At 61.8% G+C, this 15,757-nt stretch carries 16 protein-coding genes and 1 pseudogene; 9 read left to right on the top strand and 8 right to left on the bottom strand.

Annotated elements, in window-relative coordinates; translation table 11 throughout:
• Window positions 1–37 precede the first annotated feature (37 nt).
• The 3 genes from groL to MKK51_RS04820 all read right to left on the bottom strand — a co-directional run bounded on the left by groL (window position 38) and on the right by MKK51_RS04820 (window position 2,553).
• Window positions 38–1,660 carry a chaperonin GroEL gene (gene groL / locus MKK51_RS04830; protein WP_243975331.1) on the bottom strand — a complete coding sequence of 541 codons (1,623 nt, stop codon included), beginning with the start codon at window positions 1,658–1,660 and terminating at the stop codon, window positions 38–40.
• A 36-nt stretch (window positions 1,661–1,696) separates the two neighbouring features.
• Complete coding sequence (gene groES, locus MKK51_RS04825) at window positions 1,697–1,987, bottom strand: co-chaperone GroES (protein WP_243975330.1); 291 nt, start codon at window positions 1,985–1,987, stop codon at window positions 1,697–1,699.
• 344 nt (window positions 1,988–2,331) lie between these two features.
• Window positions 2,332–2,553 (bottom strand): hypothetical protein, encoded by a 222-nt coding sequence (locus tag MKK51_RS04820; protein ID WP_243975329.1) that lies wholly within the window; start codon window positions 2,551–2,553, stop codon window positions 2,332–2,334.
• 24 nt (window positions 2,554–2,577) lie between these two features.
• On the opposite strand from MKK51_RS04820, the gene MKK51_RS04815 reads away from it, so the two are divergent.
• Genes MKK51_RS04815 through MKK51_RS04805 form a run of 3 tightly spaced genes read left to right on the top strand, consistent with a single transcriptional unit; the run spans window position 2,578 to window position 5,225 of the window.
• On the top strand, window positions 2,578–3,621 hold the full coding sequence (locus tag MKK51_RS04815) for an ABC transporter substrate-binding protein (protein ID WP_243975328.1): 1,044 nt from the start codon (window positions 2,578–2,580) through the stop codon (window positions 3,619–3,621).
• Window positions 3,618–4,397 carry an ABC transporter permease gene (locus MKK51_RS04810; RefSeq protein ID WP_243975327.1) on the top strand — a complete coding sequence of 260 codons (780 nt, stop codon included), beginning with the start codon at window positions 3,618–3,620 and terminating at the stop codon, window positions 4,395–4,397. The genes MKK51_RS04815 and MKK51_RS04810 overlap by 4 nt, the downstream gene beginning before the upstream one ends.
• A 15-nt stretch (window positions 4,398–4,412) precedes the next feature.
• Window positions 4,413–5,225, top strand: a complete 813-nt coding sequence (locus MKK51_RS04805) for an ABC transporter ATP-binding protein (RefSeq protein WP_243975326.1) — start codon at window positions 4,413–4,415, stop codon at window positions 5,223–5,225.
• A gap of 224 nt (window positions 5,226–5,449) precedes the next feature.
• On the opposite strand, the gene MKK51_RS04800 is transcribed toward MKK51_RS04805, so the two are convergent.
• On the bottom strand, window positions 5,450–6,943 hold the full coding sequence (locus MKK51_RS04800; protein WP_243975325.1) for an ImmA/IrrE family metallo-endopeptidase: 1,494 nt from the start codon (window positions 6,941–6,943) through the stop codon (window positions 5,450–5,452).
• A gap of 832 nt (window positions 6,944–7,775) precedes the next feature.
• Here MKK51_RS04800 and MKK51_RS04795 point away from each other — a divergent pair.
• Together MKK51_RS04795 and MKK51_RS04790 are read left to right on the top strand one after the other, a co-directional pair.
• Window positions 7,776–8,252, top strand: a complete 477-nt coding sequence (locus tag MKK51_RS04795; protein ID WP_313898793.1) for a transposase — start codon at window positions 7,776–7,778, stop codon at window positions 8,250–8,252.
• The gene (locus MKK51_RS04790) at window positions 8,246–8,491 is read left to right on the top strand and encodes a transposase (protein ID WP_243975323.1); all 246 of its coding nucleotides are present in this window, start codon (window positions 8,246–8,248) and stop codon (window positions 8,489–8,491) included. The genes MKK51_RS04795 and MKK51_RS04790 overlap by 7 nt, the downstream gene beginning before the upstream one ends.
• Window positions 8,492–8,793: 302 nt before the next feature.
• On the opposite strand, the gene MKK51_RS04785 is transcribed toward MKK51_RS04790, so the two are convergent.
• From MKK51_RS04785 to MKK51_RS04770, 4 genes and pseudogenes are all read right to left on the bottom strand, one after another.
• Entirely contained in the window at window positions 8,794–9,360 is a 567-nt protein-coding gene (locus MKK51_RS04785) for a YceI family protein (protein WP_243975322.1), read from the bottom strand.
• Complete coding sequence (locus tag MKK51_RS04780) at window positions 9,357–9,956, bottom strand: cytochrome b (protein ID WP_243975320.1); 600 nt, start codon at window positions 9,954–9,956, stop codon at window positions 9,357–9,359. The genes MKK51_RS04785 and MKK51_RS04780 overlap by 4 nt, the downstream gene beginning before the upstream one ends.
• Before the next feature lie 29 nt (window positions 9,957–9,985).
• Window positions 9,986–10,596: pseudogene (locus MKK51_RS04775) on the bottom strand (YceI family protein).
• A gap of 57 nt (window positions 10,597–10,653) precedes the next feature.
• Window positions 10,654–11,724, bottom strand: a complete 1,071-nt coding sequence (locus MKK51_RS04770; RefSeq protein WP_243975318.1) for an IS630 family transposase — start codon at window positions 11,722–11,724, stop codon at window positions 10,654–10,656.
• 220 nt (window positions 11,725–11,944) lie between these two features.
• Here MKK51_RS04770 and MKK51_RS04765 point away from each other — a divergent pair, with 220 nt between their 5' ends.
• The 4 genes from MKK51_RS04765 (at window position 11,945) to MKK51_RS04750 (ending at window position 15,742) form a co-directional block, all read left to right on the top strand.
• Window positions 11,945–12,271, top strand: a complete 327-nt coding sequence (locus MKK51_RS04765) for a winged helix-turn-helix transcriptional regulator (RefSeq protein WP_243975317.1) — start codon at window positions 11,945–11,947, stop codon at window positions 12,269–12,271.
• Between the two features lie 775 nt (window positions 12,272–13,046).
• Window positions 13,047–14,036: an ABC transporter substrate-binding protein gene (locus MKK51_RS04760; protein WP_243975314.1), complete on the top strand. Its 990-nt coding sequence runs from the start codon at window positions 13,047–13,049 to the stop codon at window positions 14,034–14,036.
• Window positions 14,037–14,180: 144 nt separating this feature from the next.
• Complete coding sequence (locus tag MKK51_RS04755) at window positions 14,181–14,906, top strand: ABC transporter permease (protein WP_227437595.1); 726 nt, start codon at window positions 14,181–14,183, stop codon at window positions 14,904–14,906.
• The gene (locus MKK51_RS04750) at window positions 14,903–15,742 is read left to right on the top strand and encodes an ABC transporter ATP-binding protein (protein WP_243975358.1); all 840 of its coding nucleotides are present in this window, start codon (window positions 14,903–14,905) and stop codon (window positions 15,740–15,742) included. The genes MKK51_RS04755 and MKK51_RS04750 overlap by 4 nt, the downstream gene beginning before the upstream one ends.
• Window positions 15,743–15,757: the final 15 nt, after the last annotated feature.

Genomic DNA, 15,757 nt, shown 5'->3' with positions numbered 1-15,757 from the left:
GCGAGAGACCGCATAGCCGGCCCCTCGCCGGAGACGATCAGAAGTCCGGGCCGCCCGGGGCGGGCGGCGCCGACTTCTCTCTCGGCCGTTCGGCGACGAGCGCTTCGGTCGTTACCAGGAGGCCGGCCACGGACGCCGCGTCCTGCAGCGCCGTGCGCACGACCTTGACCGGATCGACGATGCCGGCCTCGATGAGGTCACCGTAGGTCTCGGTCTGTGCATCGAAGCCGAAGGTGTCGGACGGGTTTTCGAGGATCTTGGCGACGATGATCGAGCCCTCGACGCCGGCATTGGCGACGATCTGACGGATCGGAGCCTCGAGCGCCTTGAGAATGATCTTGATGCCGGCCTGGACATCCGCGTTTTCGCTCTTCAGTGCGGAGACGGCTTTCTGGGCCCTCAACAAGGCAACCCCGCCGCCGGGAACGATGCCCTCTTCCACCGCGGCGCGGGTGGCGTTGAGCGCGTCGTCGACGCGGTCCTTCTTCTCCTTGACCTCGACCTCGGTGGCACCGCCAACGCGGATGACCGCGACGCCGCCGGCGAGCTTGGCCAGGCGCTCCTGGAGCTTCTCGCGGTCGTAGTCGGAGGTGGTGTCCTCGATCTGCGCCTTGATCTGGCCGACACGGGCCTCGATCAGCGCCTTGTCGCCCGAACCGTCGACGATCGTCGTGCTCTCCTTGTCGATACGGATGCGCTTGGCCTGCCCGAGCAGGGCGAGCGTCACGTTCTCGAGCTTGATGCCGAGATCCTCGGACACAACCTGGCCGTTGGTCAGGATCGCGATGTCCTCGAGGATCGCCTTGCGGCGGTCTCCGAAGCCCGGCGCCTTCACGGCCGCGATCTTGAGGCCGCCGCGGAGCTTGTTGACGACGAGGGTGGCGAGCGCCTCGCCCTCGACATCCTCGGCGATGATCAGCAGGGGCCGGCTCGATTGAACGACCGCCTCGAGCACCGGTAGCAGTGCCTGGAGCGAGGACAGCTTCTTCTCGTGGATGAGGATGTAGGGATCCTCGAGTTCGGCGATCAGCTTCTCGGTGTTGGTCACGAAGTACGGGGAGAGATAGCCGCGGTCGAATTGCAATCCCTCGACGACGTCGAGCTCGGTCTCCGCGGTCTTGGCCTCCTCGACGGTGATCACCCCCTCGTTGCCGACCTTCTCCACGGCCTGCGCGATCAGCCGGCCGATCTCGGCATCGCCATTGGCCGAGATCGTGCCGACCTGGGCGATGGCGTCGGACGTCGTGACCTTGCGGGCGCGGGCCGTGATGTCCTTGACGGCGGCGGCCGTGGCGAGGTCAATGCCGCGCTTCAGGTCGAGCGGGTTGAAGTTCGCCGCGACAGCCTTGGCGCCCTCGCGGACGATGGCCTGGGCGAGCACCGTGGCGGTCGTCGTGCCGTCGCCCGCGAGATCGTTGGTCTTCGAGGCGACCTCCCGCAGGAGCTGGGCACCGAGATTCTCGAAGCGGTCCTCGAGCTCGATCTCCTTGGCGACGGTGACGCCGTCCTTGGTGATGCGCGGCGCGCCGAAGCTCTTCTCGATCACGACGTTGCGGCCCTTCGGCCCCAATGTGACCTTCACCGCGTCCGCCAGGATATCGACGCCGCGCAGCAGGCGCTCGCGTGCATCGCCTGCGAATTTCACGTCCTTGGCAGCCATTCCAGTACTCCCGTTGTCGATGCGTTCGAAACTTGCTCAGGCGCCGATCACGCCGAGGATGTCGGATTCCTTGAGGATCAGCAGATCCTGGCCGTCGACCTTGATCTCGGTGCCGGACCACTTGCCGAACAGCACCCGGTCGCCCGCTTTCACGTCGAGGGCATTGATACGGCCGGCCTCGTCGCGGGCGCCGGGGCCGACGGCGACGACCTCGCCCTCCTGCGGCTTCTCCTTGGCGGTGTCCGGGATGATGATGCCGCCCTTAGTTTTCTCCTCACCTTCGAGGCGGCGCAGCAGCACGCGATCGTGCAGGGGTCGAAAGGCCATCGGACTTGAAGCTCCGTCTGAAAGGTCGTGGACTGTTCGACGGTCGCAATGGGCGACGGCCGAGCCCTCAGAGAGTGCAGAGTGCCGTTCCTCCAGTCAATGAAATTGTTCTTTTTACAGAACGACACTGTGAGGATGTGAACTATGGCGAACTCTGATCTTCTGGGAAGAATGTGCCAGAGGCCCAGGTGGCTCTGTCTGCGTTGCGGTCTCCGCCCCTGTGTTGTGCGATCCGAATGCCGGGCGAATTCTTAGTCGCGATGATGCTTGGATGAAGTTTTGGCGAGCAAAGCACACGTGCGGGCGGGCGGGCTTGATGTACCGCCACGATCGTGACCGCCACTTTACCGGCAGTCCCTGGTTGGAACGAAATCCTGCTGCAAGGCCAGTTCAAGTGAAGGTGTTTCTACATCCAAACGTTCTTTAAAAAGAACATTTTGATTGACGAATACGGCTGCATCGCCACACTCGTCCGGCAAGGTGCATCGCCGTCTTCTCCTCCAGGACGCCGGGGTTTCGGTGCCGAGCAAAGCCAAGACTTCGAAGGTCAAGGCTTCGGGCACCATGGCTGAATCACATCACGGGCTCCCATGACAGTCGATCCTCCACCTTTTTCCCGCCGGCACCTGCTGGCCCTCGGCGCGGCCGCTTTCGGGACCGCCGCACTCGCTGGCCGGGCCTGGGCGCAGCAGGGCGCAAAGCCTGACGTGGTACGCATCGGCTACCTCACGGCGCCGCGGGCCTGGGTGATCGGCAAGCACGACGGCGCCTTCGACGCCGCCCTCGGGACCCGTGTCGAGTGGGTACAATTTCCGGCCGGCGGGCCGGCACTTCAACTGCTGGCGGCCGGCCAAATCGACTTCGCCATCTTCGGCAGCACGCCGATCGTGGCGGGCATCTCCCGCAATCTGCCTATCCAGATCCTGGGATCGCCAGAGATCGTGGCGACGAGCGAGCGCCTCGTGGTCCGGCCAGAGATCACGGAGCCGAAGCAGCTGGAAGGCAAGCGCATCGCCGTGGCGCCGTCCTCCACCATGGCCTTCGCACTCGAAGCCGTCATCAAGGTCAACAACCTCGATCCAGCGAAGATCAGACGTCTGCCGCTCAACCAGCCCGAGACGATCGCGGCCTGGAGGCGGGGCGACATCGATGGCACCTATATCAACGGTCCCTTCTGGGCCGAGCTGATCGGCTCGGGCGCCCGGCAACTGGTGGTGTCCAAGGATCTTCAGCCCCACGGCTTCTTCTTCTGGAACTCGGCGATCGTGCGCACGGAGTTCGCGCAACGCTACCCCGATACCGTGGTGACCTGGCTGCGGACGGTGCAGGCCCAGGTCGACCGCTACAAGGCAGATCCCGAGGGCGTGTCGCGGATCCTGGCGCAGGATTTCGGCGCTCCTTTCGAGGCCGTGCGGGATACACTTGCCGGCCTGTCCTATCCGACGTTCGCAGAGCAATTAGGACCGGATTACTGGGGCCGTGGCGGAACAGGAGCGGTCACGCCGCTCTTGAAGGCACTGGGTGACACCGCCGACTTCCTGGCGCAGTCCGGCGAGATCAAGCGCGGCGGGGTTCCGTCCGCCTTCGCGCCGCACGTGAACTACGAGTTGCTCAACCGCGCGTTTCCGGCGTGACTCAATCGTCCCTGTCGCGCCGCGTCTTCCTCGGCACTGTCTCGGTGCTGCTCGTGATCGGTATCTGGGAGACCGCGGGGCGGCTGTCGCTTGTCGACGCCCTGCTTCTGCCTCCGCCGTCGGAAATCCTGGCGACGACGCGGGAGTTGCTCCAGGACGGCTACCGGCAGACGCCGCTCTGGGCCCATCTGCTCCTCAGCCTTGCCCGGGCTCTAGCGGGTTTCGGCGCGGCGATCGTCACTGGAATCCCGCTTGGCATCGCCATGGGCATGTCACCCGTTCTCAGCGCCCTCATAGATCCGTTCGTGCAGTTCCTGCGCCCGCTGCCGAAGCTCGCCCTGATCCCTCTGGTCGTGCTGTGGTTCGGCATCGGCGAGACCTCCAAGGTTCTCCTGATCTACCTGTCCACCGTCCTCACGATCATCGTCGGGGCGGCCGCTGCCGTGGAGCAGGTCCGGCGGCTGCAGTTGCGCGCCGCGCGGGCACTCGGTGCGCGCGGCTTCACGATGTTCCGGTTCGTGATCCTGCCGGCAATCCTACCCGATCTCTTCGTCACCGTGCGTCTGGCGTTCGGCATCGGATGGACCACTCTGATCGCCGCAGAGATGATCGCCTCGGAGGCCGGCCTCGGCTGGATGGTCGTGAATGCCGGGGCGTATCTCCGAACCGACGTGGTCATGCTGGGCATCGTCCTGCTGGGCGCGACCGGGTACGCCCTCGACCTCGCGCTCGTCGGTATCCAACGCTGGGTGACGCCCTGGGCCGGGAGGGGCTGATCCATGACGATCCAAATGACGGCATCACCCGGCCTTCGACCCGTCCAAGCAGCGCCGCTGACAGAGCCCCTGATCGTCTTTGAGGACGTCGCGAAGCGCTTCGTTGAAGGGCGGACAGGGCGCGTGACGACGGCGCTGGAACATCTCACCTTCTCAGTCCGGGAGGGTGAGTTCGTCTGCCTGCTCGGCCCGAGCGGGTGCGGCAAGTCCAGCGTTCTCGATCTACTCTGCGATTTCGAGCGCCCTTCCGAGGGGCACATCCGGGTCGAGAGCGCCCCGGTGAAGGCGCCTGGGCCGGATCGGGGCATCGTCTTCCAAGAAGCGCTGCTCTTCCCCTGGCTCACGGTCCTGGACAACATCACTTTTGCGCCACGCCTCGCCGGTGTACCGGCTGCTATCTATCGTCCCCGAGCGGATCGTCTGATCGCGCTCATGGGCCTCGCCGGGTTCGAGAGCCACGCGCCCTACGAACTATCTGGCGGCATGCGGCAGCGGGCGGCCATCGCGCGGGCCTGGATCTCTGAGCCACGCATGCTGATGATGGACGAGCCTTTCGGCGCCTTGGATGCCCAGACGCGACTCTCCATGCAGGAGCAGTTACTGGTCGCACGTGAGGCGACGAGCGCGACGGTCCTCTTCGTGACCCACGACATCGAGGAAGCCCTGTTCCTGGCCGACCGCATCCTCGTCTTGACGAGGCGACCCGGCCGCGTCGCGAGGGAGATCGTGGTGCCGTTCGGCCGGCAGCGTAAATACGAAGCGCTTCTCGCGGATCCTATTTTTACTCAAATCAAACGGGAAGTTTTAAAAGAACTCCGTAGCCGGTAGAGCGGACGCACTGGGCTATTGGTCTGTTGCCAAACGATTTGAGACGAACAGGGGCGCTCAGGAAGAGAGCCCCCGTCCGTTTGGAATGAGGGGTTAGACAGTTTGCCGGCAAAGGCACGAGCGGCGATCGACGACGGCTTGGGATTCATCTACGTTTGCTCACGTAGAATATTCACTTTACAGCCGAAAAATATCTTGGTGGCCGTGCGGACGCCCAGGCTCCCTTAAACGATCCCTTGAAGATAGCTAACATCCTCAGGATTAATTTGCGCACCGATGTTTATTCGGGCGTTTAAGAGCTGGCGGGCTGTTAACATTCTCGTAACTCCATACGTATTCATAACAAGCCCCAAAGCGTCGTCGACACTTGTCGATGCTCTATATACACTATACGCCCATTCCATCGGCGCTAGAAATTCGGCTGCAAAGGCGTTGGCCCGCGCTTCGATTCTTCCCCTACTGTCATTTTTATTGTCATGTTTAAGGACATCAATGACTGGGAGATTGCGATGCCGATCAACGAGCAAATGGCATATCTCGTGCGCGACACTGGCACGATCGCCTCCAGCAATATTTCTACTGCCATTTGGATTGATTATAATGGCCGGACCATGATGCCGCCCCCAAATACTTACTGCTTGGATCGCAGGAGTCAAGATAAGGTCATGTTGATCAACAGCCCAATCTGACAGAAGGTTAGAAAGATCGACCTTGCTTCCTTCGCGCCACATGCCGATTTGTTTGCGTAACCATTTCGCCAAATCATGGCCCTGTGCATATGGAAGACGATCACGCGCCTGGTCCAATTGCACAACAGCTTCAGCACTTAAGCTATCCAAAGCCAAAGTCTCACGCGGCGGAATACTCTCAATGACTTTCGCAAGCTTAAATAAGGCTCCTTCATCTGCAACCTGCCCCATCATTCTGGCGGCAGCCATAACTTCACTCATGTCTTGGATGAGTATGTCGCGACTGGGCATGCTCTTAAGAATACCCTTTTTTACCCAGCCCCGCAGTGAATCTTCAGGCAAACCTGTCGAAATCGACGCCGCTGCAATATCTGATATTTTATCTCTCGCATGCCAAGCGCCAACAATTGACTCTGTTCCATTTATTTTCTCGAGCCTAGATGAAATTACATTCCCAAGGGACGAAAGAGTGCGAAATACATCCGCGATGGGCCAAGTCCAATCATTGAAACCGGCGTCGATGATCATATTATTGCCTTGCCGCAATAACCACACAGAAATAATGCTCGGATTAGATGTCCAAGCCCCGATGTTATGACCGGACAGAAATTTCTCCACAAGACTAATGGCACTTGAGCCCAACTCTGAGCCGTTAATTTCTTTCGAAATTTTAGAAGGCGCGGAAGCAGACAATCCCGCAGGATACGCTTGCTCCAGCAGCAATACGTTCCAATTTGACGATAAATGAGCGAGAAAACCTGTTAGATCCAAGCGGACGCCTTGTTCGTCGTTCCCCCAAACTGCCTTGCCGGCGACGCGCAGCCACAATACAGCAACCATTGAACTGTCGTCAGCCCATTCGAGCTCATACGAAAGCCCGGAGGCTGACCCCCCTCTTGTCCATAGGCTAGAGCGATCGGATGCGAGGCGCACACGTCTCCCAATGGAGAACTCCGTATCGTCGAATGCATCGTTCATTTTATCTACCCGGAAATCTGTATAGTTCAGCTTCTGTTGATGCGCTTTCAATAAAAGCGCCGGCTACGGCTGGTTGAAGCTCTAACCATGGGAGACCATCTTCGTCCTCGTCGGGACCTAAGTTGGTTAGACCTTGAACCATCCGTGTGTAGTCATCTACCGCCCCGTGGAGACTGTGCCATGCAGTTCGACCATAATAGCCCATGTCTCGGCTCTGCTTCGTCGCTTTCCAGACCATCCATCTGCCGGCTGGCGTTATCCTTTCATTTTCAAACTGAATTTGGTCGCGAACGCGTTTGCGGTTCCAAGGAGCGGATGATAAGTACTCGATATATATCCCGGGCTCTCCGGGGCCTCCTGCACGCATGGCAGTGTTAGGGCGCGTAATCATCAAGCATTGCCATATTCCGTTAAATTTAAGACCGAAATGGGTGTATCCTTTCTCTTTGGAGCACTCATTCTCGACGAGATCGGGCCAGTTCCAATCATGATCCTCCTCATTAGGCAGCTTACCACGCCACAGTTGTTCCCATTGTGACACGAAATCGGGCTCAAGTTCTTCGATAGTCGCCTCCAACATACTCTTATCAAGCTCAACGGTTACCCTCTCCATTAAGACGGCCTTTCGGTTTTCCGGGAAGGATACATGATTGGCCGTATCTCGCTATTTCCAGTTGCGCCGGGTTTCATTTGCTAGGCATTGGACGTCACGAGAACCTCCTCGCGGCGCCATACTGGCACATTACGCCAAGTTTTCCGGTCCTCAAAGCAGGCTTTCAGTGAGTGCGGCCACAAGCAATGTGGTGTAGTCGTCTAAGAGACTGTTTGAGGTCCTCCGCCGGCCGTCCCCATCTGTCTCCTGTGCAAACACAAATTCCGCCTAGTGGGGCGGAGTGGAGAGCAGAGTTGGACGGACCGACATCGGACACGCCATGAGGCGCGCCTGAAGGACGTGGTGCTGCAAGCATGCCTGGACGAGGTGGCCGGCTTCCTGGAACGAGCCGATCCGCCAGGCCGACCGGACGCGACAGCGGCGCGCCACGTGTTGGCAAGAATCGCCTGGCACCTGCGGACGGGCGGAGGGTGGCGGGCGCTGCCTGCGGGCTTTCCGCCCTGGCGCACGGTCTACGGCTGGTTCCGGCGCTGGATTGAAAAGGGACTGTTCGAGAGCCTGATGCGGGCTCTGGCCCGCCGCCAGCGGCGGCGCTGCGGACGTCGGCCCGATCCGAGGCTGGCGATCATCGAGACGCAGAGCGTCAATTGCATCGGGGTGCGGGGGCCGCGTGGCTACGACGGAGCCAAGAAGCTGGTCGGGCGCAAACGCGTCGCGCGCTGGTCGACGCCGAGGGGCACTTGCTAGCGCTGGCCGTCGTGCCGGCCAACGTGCAGGATCGCGACACGCTGCTGGCGCTGGACGCGGGCAAGGAGAACTGGCCCAGCCTTCGTCTAGCCCTCCTCGACGGTGCCTTCACGGCCCAGCGCTGCCAGGAGTGGTGCAACCTCCACGGCATGCGCCACCGCGTCGTCGAGAAGCGGCCCGACCAGAAAGGCTTCGTCGTTCTGGAGCGGCGCTGGGTCGTGGAGAGGACCTTCGACTGACTCACCCATTGGGGTGGCCTGCAGCGCGAGCGCGCTGGCCGCCTCGACGTCGCAACTGGGCGTCTCGCCTGTGCCGCCAGCCTTATGGCCGCCAATGCACTCAACGACCCAGATTAAAAAAGCTCAAACAGCCTCTTAGGAGATTGCTCAGGGCGGATCGAGGTCCGAGAAGCCGCCTCCTGCATTCGCGCCTTGATCCATCGGTACGTTTTAACACGGCCCGTGGAGCCAGGCCGCATAAGCACAGCAAGACCTTGGTAGGCGAATCAGGTGAATTCCTGGATTCGTCCGTGGCGAGGAGGTCAAGTCCCCGGCTTAAGCGATGCGGTAAGTTCAACGTCGACGCCAACCTCTAGTGCAACCCACTGTCCCGATGTCCAAGCGCCTTGGCCAACGCCAAACTCCGTGCGGACGAGGTCGAGATGCCCGACCGCGTGGGCCTTCCCCCCGTTGAGGGTGAGACGGAACGGCAACGTGACGGTCTTCGTCTTGCCCCGGATGGTCAGGGTACCGACCGCTTCGTAGCGGCCGTCGCCCCTGTCCACGAAACGGGTCGCCTCGAAGCGGGCCTTCGCCTCAGCCTTCACGTCGAACCAGTCCTTCTGCGGCAGCGCCTCGTCGCGCTGAACGTCTCCGGTCTTGGCGGAGGCCAGGTCGATCTGCACGGTGGCATGGCCGGTCTCGGGTTTGGCGGGATCGAAGCTCACCGCCGCCTCGAATCGCTGAAATCCCCCCGTGAACGGCACACCGACCTGTACACCCGAGAACCTGATCGCGCTTCTCGCGGGATCGACCTGCCACTCGGCCGCGAACACCTGGGGGGGGACCGCCTGGAGGGCCATCAGGACGAGCAGGTGACGGACGGTCATGACGATGATCTCGTGAGGGAATGGCTGCCCGTGCCGCGCAGGACCGGTGACATGCGACGCAGGACGCCGTCGCGGAGAACCCAGTGATGGCGCAGCGCCGCCGCCACGTGCAGCAGGACGAGCAGGCCGAGGAACCACGCACCGTAGGCGTGGACGCGCTTCATCACGGCCTCGCCAACAGCGGGGTCGACGAGTTCGGAGAGGGGCAGGTGCGGCCAGGGGATCTGGCCGAAAAGCACGGTCGGAATGTTGAAGGGCGAGAGCGACACGAGGGCCCAGCCAACGAGCGGCAGCCCCACCAGCAACCCGTACAGGGCAAAGTGAGCCGCCGAGGCCGCCCGGCGCTCACGTGCTGGCATGCCGTCCGGCTGGGGCGGCGGCTTGTGGCCGAGGCGCCAGGCGAGACGCAGGACGGTCAGCAGAAGGACAGTGATGCCAACCGACTTGTGCCACTGGTATAGCTGGAACCGGCGCATCGGCGCCAGGTCCCCATGCACCATGAGCAGGCCCATCCCGAGCAGACCCAGCACGCAGAGCGCGCTGACCCAGTGCAGCAGGATCGCCACGCGGGTGTAGCGCCGCGTTACCTCCAACATGACCGCCCTCCGCTCCCCGGACCCTGGTGTCAGTCCTGAAGCTCGAAGGCGCCCGCGATGGTGAGGTGAAGGTCGTCGCCGATAAGGGGGACGTAGGTCTTTACACCGAACTCGGAGCGCTTGATTGTGCCGGTCGCGTCGAAGCCGACCGTGTACTTCTTGCTCATTGAATTGGCGCCTACGCCCACCAGGGTAACGTCGAGGGTGACGGGCTTCGTGACGCCGTGCAGGGTGAGGTTGCCGAGCACCTTCGCCTTGTCCTTGCCATGCGGCTCGACCTTCGTTGACACGAAGGTCGAGCCGGGAATTTGGCCCCGTCGAGCCACTGGTCGCCCTTGAGCTCACCGGTGAGCTTGTCGCTGGTGGTCGAGACCGACGCCACCGGGATCTTGATCGAGAGCTTCGACTGGGCCGGGCTCTTCGGATCGAGGGTCAGGGAGCCCGACACGTCCGAGAAACCACCGTGATAGTTCGAAAATCCCATGTGCGAGACCTTCCATCCCACCTGTGTGTGGCCGGGATCGACAGCGTATGTGCCAGCCTGGATCTGAGCAGGATCGCGTGTCGGCGGAGTTTGGGACAGTGCTGACGTGGCAAGCGCGAGGGTCACGGCCAGGGCGGAGGCAAGCTTTGTATTCACGGAGATCTCCGACGATGAAGGAATGAGGTATTGCGCCGGAAGAACTAGTGCACTGACTCAGACGGATGGTTCAGGGGATCGGCTGACGGCGGCGAGGATGTCGGTGGCTGGCTTGGTCCAGACGAAGGGTTTGGCGTTCCGGTTGTGCTCGGCGATGTAGCGTTTGATCGCTGCCTGCAGGTCGACGACGCCGGTGAAGGAGCCTCGCCGCAGCCGACGACGGGTCAGCGCTGAGAAGAAGCCCTCGACCGCGTTGAGCCACGAGGCCGAGGTCGGGGTGAAGTGGAAGGTCCAGCGCGGGTGGCGGGCAAGCCAAGCGCGCACCTTCGGATGCTTGTGGGTGGCGACGTTGTCGAGGATCGCGTGGATCGCCTTGCCGGGCGGGACGGCAGCCTCGACGGCGTTGAGGAACCGGATGAACTCACCGTTCCGGTGGCGCTGCATGCAGCGGCCGAGCACGGTGCCCGCCAGGACGTCGAGGGCGGCAAACAGCGTCGTGGTGCCGTGACGGGTATAGTCGTGGGTCTGGGCGACGGGATGGCCTGGGGCGAGCGGACGGTCAGGGCGGGTCCGCTCCAGTGCCTGGATCTGGCTCTTCTCATCGAGGGACAGCACCACCGCGTGGGCGGGTGGAGCCATGTAGAGGCCGACGACATTCTCGACCTTGGCGGCGAAGGCCGGGTCGCGCGAGCGCTTGAACGTGCGCAGTGGATGCGGCTGGAGGCGGTGAGCGTCCCAGATCCGTTGCACGGCGCGCAACGAGATCCCGACAGCGCGAGCCACGGCACGGCCGGTCCAGTGCGTGACCTCACCCGGCGGCTCCGAGCAGGTCAGCGCCAGCACCTCGGCCACCGTCTCGGTCGAATGGGGTGCTGTCCCGGGAGGACGCGTCTTGTCGCGCAGCAGACCTTCGACGCCCGCCTCGGCGTAGCGCCGCTGCCAGCGCCATACGGCCGGGCGGCTGACGCCCGCCCGCCGAGCGACGTCTTGGACACTCAAGCGCTCGGCCGAGAGCAGGACGATGCGGGCGCGCTGGGTGTGTTTGAGCGGGCGGAAGCGGTCGCTGGCAATCGCAGCCAGCCGTGCCGCGCCGGTCGCATCGAGGAGCACGCATACCGTCTGAGCCATCGCCCAGACTCGCACGTCTCATCGTACGCGTGAATCCTCTGTCCGCGTCACTGCAATAGGGGGTGCCGTTACCCGATGAAACCCGGTAACTTCCGGTGACTATCATTTTCCGGTATCCGCCGGGAAACCAGGTTGCGGCGCCGTGCCCAGGAGAGGGTCATGTTTCTAAAGTTGAGAAAGAAAGTTGCCCCCCCCTCCGGGCTGCCCAATGTCCGCCTGTATGAGCCTGCTCGGCGGCGTGTGGACGCCGGAGATCATCTGGAACCTCAGCGAGGGGCAGCGCCGCTTCTCTGAGATGCGGCGCGCAATGCCGGCAATCTCCGCCAAGGTACTGAGTGCGCGATTGAAAGATCTGGAAGAGCGCGGAGTACTTTCACGCACCGTTCGAGCGACCATCCCACCAAGCGTCGACTATGCCTTGACCAATCTGGGAAAAGAACTCATTCCAGCCATTCGCGCGATCGTCGAAGTTGGGACCAATTTGCATCATCGAATGACGTCGGGGGCGACAAACGGAGCAAGAGCAACAGGGGAATTTGCTGCTTAAATTGTAAATAGATTTTGGTTTCAGCTCTGAAGCCCAGCACCCGTCTTTCGGTAACCTCCTACTCAACTGGATCGACGCGAAAGAAACGTCACCGCCCCATTCAGCGGTAGCGTCTCGTGGCGCAGCTCCTTGACCTTGTCGGCGGTAGCGGTTCAGCCCCTGTCGCCGGCCAGCGGCCTCTTTGCGCCCTTCAAGCGACTCCTCTACGGCCGTCGGTCATCGCGGCAAAGATCCCCTCCCGACTGCAAGTTTGGTGATGCACCCCTCACCGGAATGGCCTTCAGCACGATGCAGATCTCCTGCTCATCCAAGACCTCCCGGTGCTCGGGCAGGCGGACGTCTTTAATTACGGCCTCCTCCGGCCTCCACCTCGGACGAGTTTTGCTTCATTCTTGCTCCTCAGCACTTCAGTGAATGAGTTACTCTACGGTTGTGAGACCCTCCCTTTTTCAGCCGGGCTAGCGACAGACTGGAGGTTCACAATTCTCAGTCGCAACCCCAGCATTTGAAAGCAAAAAGTAGATTTGACATTCTTACGATGCTTCGGAGATCCAAATTCTCTCTCATACGCTGTGATTAGCAAATCTATCGTGCGCTTGAGATGAAATTAATTGCTCGCTCCAGGCGGGCGGATGACCATACCTAATTGGCCATTGAAGCTGTCTGCAACACGTCCTGCCGGCCGAACCCGCCAAAGCCGTTTATGCAACGCGCTACGAGCCGTGTGCTTCCGCGCATTCACAGACCCGAGTTCGCCAACAAAACCGGAGAAATCATGAGCGTATTCGGAAAAGCTGCTGCCTTCGTCTTCATCAGTCTCGTCTTCACGTCTTCATCTCACGCGCAGACGGGCGAACTCATTAAGGCACGCCTTGCGCAGAACCTGTCGCCCATCTCAGGACTGACCATTGTCGCGAAGGCGAAAGGGCTTTTTGAGAAAAATGGTCTAGACATATCGATCAGCAACTTCACCAGCGGTAAGCAATGTCTGGACACGGTGATCGGAGGCGGCGCTGATATCGCGACAACAGCCGAAGCGCCCGTGACAGCTGCGGCTATGGCCCAGCAAAGCATCGCGTTTGTTGCTGGAATGGAGTATTCGGACGACAAGACCTTGACGCTCCGATCGTCGGGCATCCAGACAGCGGCCTCGTTGAAAGGAAAGACCATCGCCTACACCGCCGGCACGGGCAGTGAAGTTTATACAACGGAACTTCTCAAAAAGGCCGGCCTTACGAGCAAAGACGTAACGCTTGTCAATTTGAAGCCACAAGAGATGCTGCCCGCCTTGGCATCTGGCAGCATTGATGCATTCAACAGTTGGGAGCCGCATATCGCCAACGGCCGCCGGGCCCTGGGCGACAAGGTCGTCCCGCTCGACACGAGAGGCGTCTATGCCGAGACCTTCAACATTGTCGTCACGCAGGATTACCTCACGACACATCGTCAGGTCGTTGATCGCTTCCTGGCCGCTCTGATCGAATCTGAGACTTGGTTAAAGCAGAACCCGGACGAGGCGATTAGGATCATTGCAAAGGCCGTCGGTATGAAAGCCGAGGATCTGACGGAGATCTGGAGCGACTACGTGTTTCACGTCGCGATTGGTGAGAAGCAGATCGACGCATTAAAGACCCACGCCCAATGGCGACTTGATACCAAGAACCATCCACCAGGCGTCACAGCGGTCCCGGACTTTTCCAAGTTCGTAATCCCCGCCCCCCTGCGGAGCCTCGATCCGTCTCGCGTCACCTATACGGGGGGCTGAGACGTGACGGGTATTGCTGCATTTCCTGTCTCACGTTCTCAAGCTCCCTCACCCGCGGCGATGTCAACGGGTCATTCGCTCGAGGCATCTCCCGTCGGTAGGAGCGCAGTAACCCGTCGCATCGGTTCGCTCCTTAATGCTGCCGTGGGATACCTGTCGCTCCCGCTGTTCCTCCTGATCTGGGAAGCCGTGTCGCGGGCGGGCATCGTCAACACCGTGCTCTTCCCGCCGCCGACTGTCGTGGCGCAGGCGCTGCACGAATGGCTGATCTCTGGTGAACTGCCGTCGGACCTAGCCGCGAGCCTTGCGCGGGTTGCTGTGGGCTTCCTGCTGGGATCCACCTGCGGCGTCGGGGTCGGCATTCTGACCGGACGCATCTCATTTGTTGCTCGGCTCCTCGGCCCGGTCTTCCAAATCCTGCGGCCCATCCCGCCGATCGCCTTCGTGCCCATCGTCATCCTGTGGTTCGGACTTGCGGAGTCGGGCAAAATCTTTCTCATCTTCTGGGGCGTGTTCTTCACCGTTTGGCTGTCGACCCATCTTGGGGTTCAAAAAGTGGATCGAGGCCTAATCAGAGCAGCGCAGATGCTTGGCACCCCGCGCCTGCGCCTGCACTGGGAGATCATTTTCCTCGGTGCTTTGCCCTACATCGTCGTCGGCCTTCGCACAGCCGTCGGCATCTCGTTCTATACCCTGGTGGCCGCCGAACTCGCGGGGGCCTTTTCGGGCGTCTTCTACCGGATCGCCCTTGCCCAGCAGAACATGCAGACCGGCCTGGTGCTCGGCGGCCTCGTCGTACTCGGGCTCGTCTCCTTCCTGGCCGATCGCGCATTTGCTGCAGCCGCCGCGCGCCTGGTCTGGTGGCGATGATGCCGTCACAGTACGGCCAAGCCGCCCTGGGATCGGCGGAGCCTGCCATCGAGATCGAGGGGGCCTCGATCGTTTTTGAGCGGGGAGGCAAATCCACAATCGCGGTAGACGCTGTCTCGCTTCGGATTGCCCGCGGCGCATTCGTCTGCTTGCTGGGGCCTTCCGGCTGCGGAAAGTCGACACTCCTCAACGCCATCGCGGGCTTCGAACCGCTCCGGTCCGGGACGATACGGGTTTCCGGGTCGGAGGTCGTTGGTCCGGGTCCAGATCGTGCCGTGGTGTTCCAACAGCCGAACTTGTTCCCCTGGAAGTCCGCCCGGGACAACATCGCCCACGGTCCCCGGATGGCCGGGCATTCGAAGGCCGAGGCCCTGAGGCAGGCCGACGCGCTGATCGACATGGTCGGCCTTGGCCGGTTCGCGGGCGCGTATCCCCATGAACTGTCGGGCGGCATGCAGCAGCGCGTGGCGATTGCGCGGGCGCTCGCCACGCGGCCGGGCATCCTCCTCATGGACGAACCCTTTGGAGCCCTCGATGCGCAGACCCGCTCCATCATGCAGGATAACCTCTTGAGGCTGTGGCCGCGGATCAGCGCGACGATCGTCTTCGTCACGCACGACATCGAGGAAGCGATCCTGTTAGCCGACAGGATCCTGGTCATGAGCGCCGGGCCGGGCCGGATCCTGAGGGAGATCGCCGTCGATCTTCCCCGCCCCCGCTCCGTTGACCTTGCCGTCGATCCGCATTTCCTGGCGCTCAAGAAGGAATGCCTGGACCTGATCAGGCAGGAGAGCCGGCATGTGTTCGAGGCTGACGAAGCCCGGCCAGGCCGTTGAGGTGAACCTAACGGA

Origin of the sequence: Methylobacterium sp. E-045 (genome assembly GCF_022829685.1) — a bacterium.
In the GTDB taxonomy this organism is placed as follows: Bacteria; Pseudomonadota; Alphaproteobacteria; order Rhizobiales; family Beijerinckiaceae; genus Methylobacterium.
This window is presented reverse-complemented; position numbering and strand designations above follow the sequence as displayed.

What these genes read in the sequence shown, in the direction of transcription:
- groL (WP_243975331.1), bottom strand. Translation starts at nt 1,660, where the DNA reads ATGGCTGCCAAGGACGTGAAATTCGCAGGCGATGCACGCGAGCGCCTG.
- groES (WP_243975330.1), bottom strand. Translation starts at nt 1,987, where the DNA reads ATGGCCTTTCGACCCCTGCACGATCGCGTGCTGCTGCGCCGCCTCGAA.
- MKK51_RS04820 (WP_243975329.1), bottom strand. Translation starts at nt 2,553, where the DNA reads ATGGTGCCCGAAGCCTTGACCTTCGAAGTCTTGGCTTTGCTCGGCACC.
- MKK51_RS04815 (WP_243975328.1), top strand. Translation starts at nt 2,578, where the DNA reads ATGACAGTCGATCCTCCACCTTTTTCCCGCCGGCACCTGCTGGCCCTC.
- MKK51_RS04805 (WP_243975326.1), top strand. Translation starts at nt 4,413, where the DNA reads ATGACGGCATCACCCGGCCTTCGACCCGTCCAAGCAGCGCCGCTGACA.
- MKK51_RS04785 (WP_243975322.1), bottom strand. Translation starts at nt 9,360, where the DNA reads ATGACCGTCCGTCACCTGCTCGTCCTGATGGCCCTCCAGGCGGTCCCC.
- MKK51_RS04780 (WP_243975320.1), bottom strand. Translation starts at nt 9,956, where the DNA reads ATGTTGGAGGTAACGCGGCGCTACACCCGCGTGGCGATCCTGCTGCAC.
- MKK51_RS04770 (WP_243975318.1), bottom strand. Translation starts at nt 11,724, where the DNA reads ATGGCTCAGACGGTATGCGTGCTCCTCGATGCGACCGGCGCGGCACGG.
- MKK51_RS04765 (WP_243975317.1), top strand. Translation starts at nt 11,945, where the DNA reads ATGAGCCTGCTCGGCGGCGTGTGGACGCCGGAGATCATCTGGAACCTC.
- MKK51_RS04760 (WP_243975314.1), top strand. Translation starts at nt 13,047, where the DNA reads ATGAGCGTATTCGGAAAAGCTGCTGCCTTCGTCTTCATCAGTCTCGTC.
- MKK51_RS04750 (WP_243975358.1), top strand. Translation starts at nt 14,903, where the DNA reads ATGATGCCGTCACAGTACGGCCAAGCCGCCCTGGGATCGGCGGAGCCT.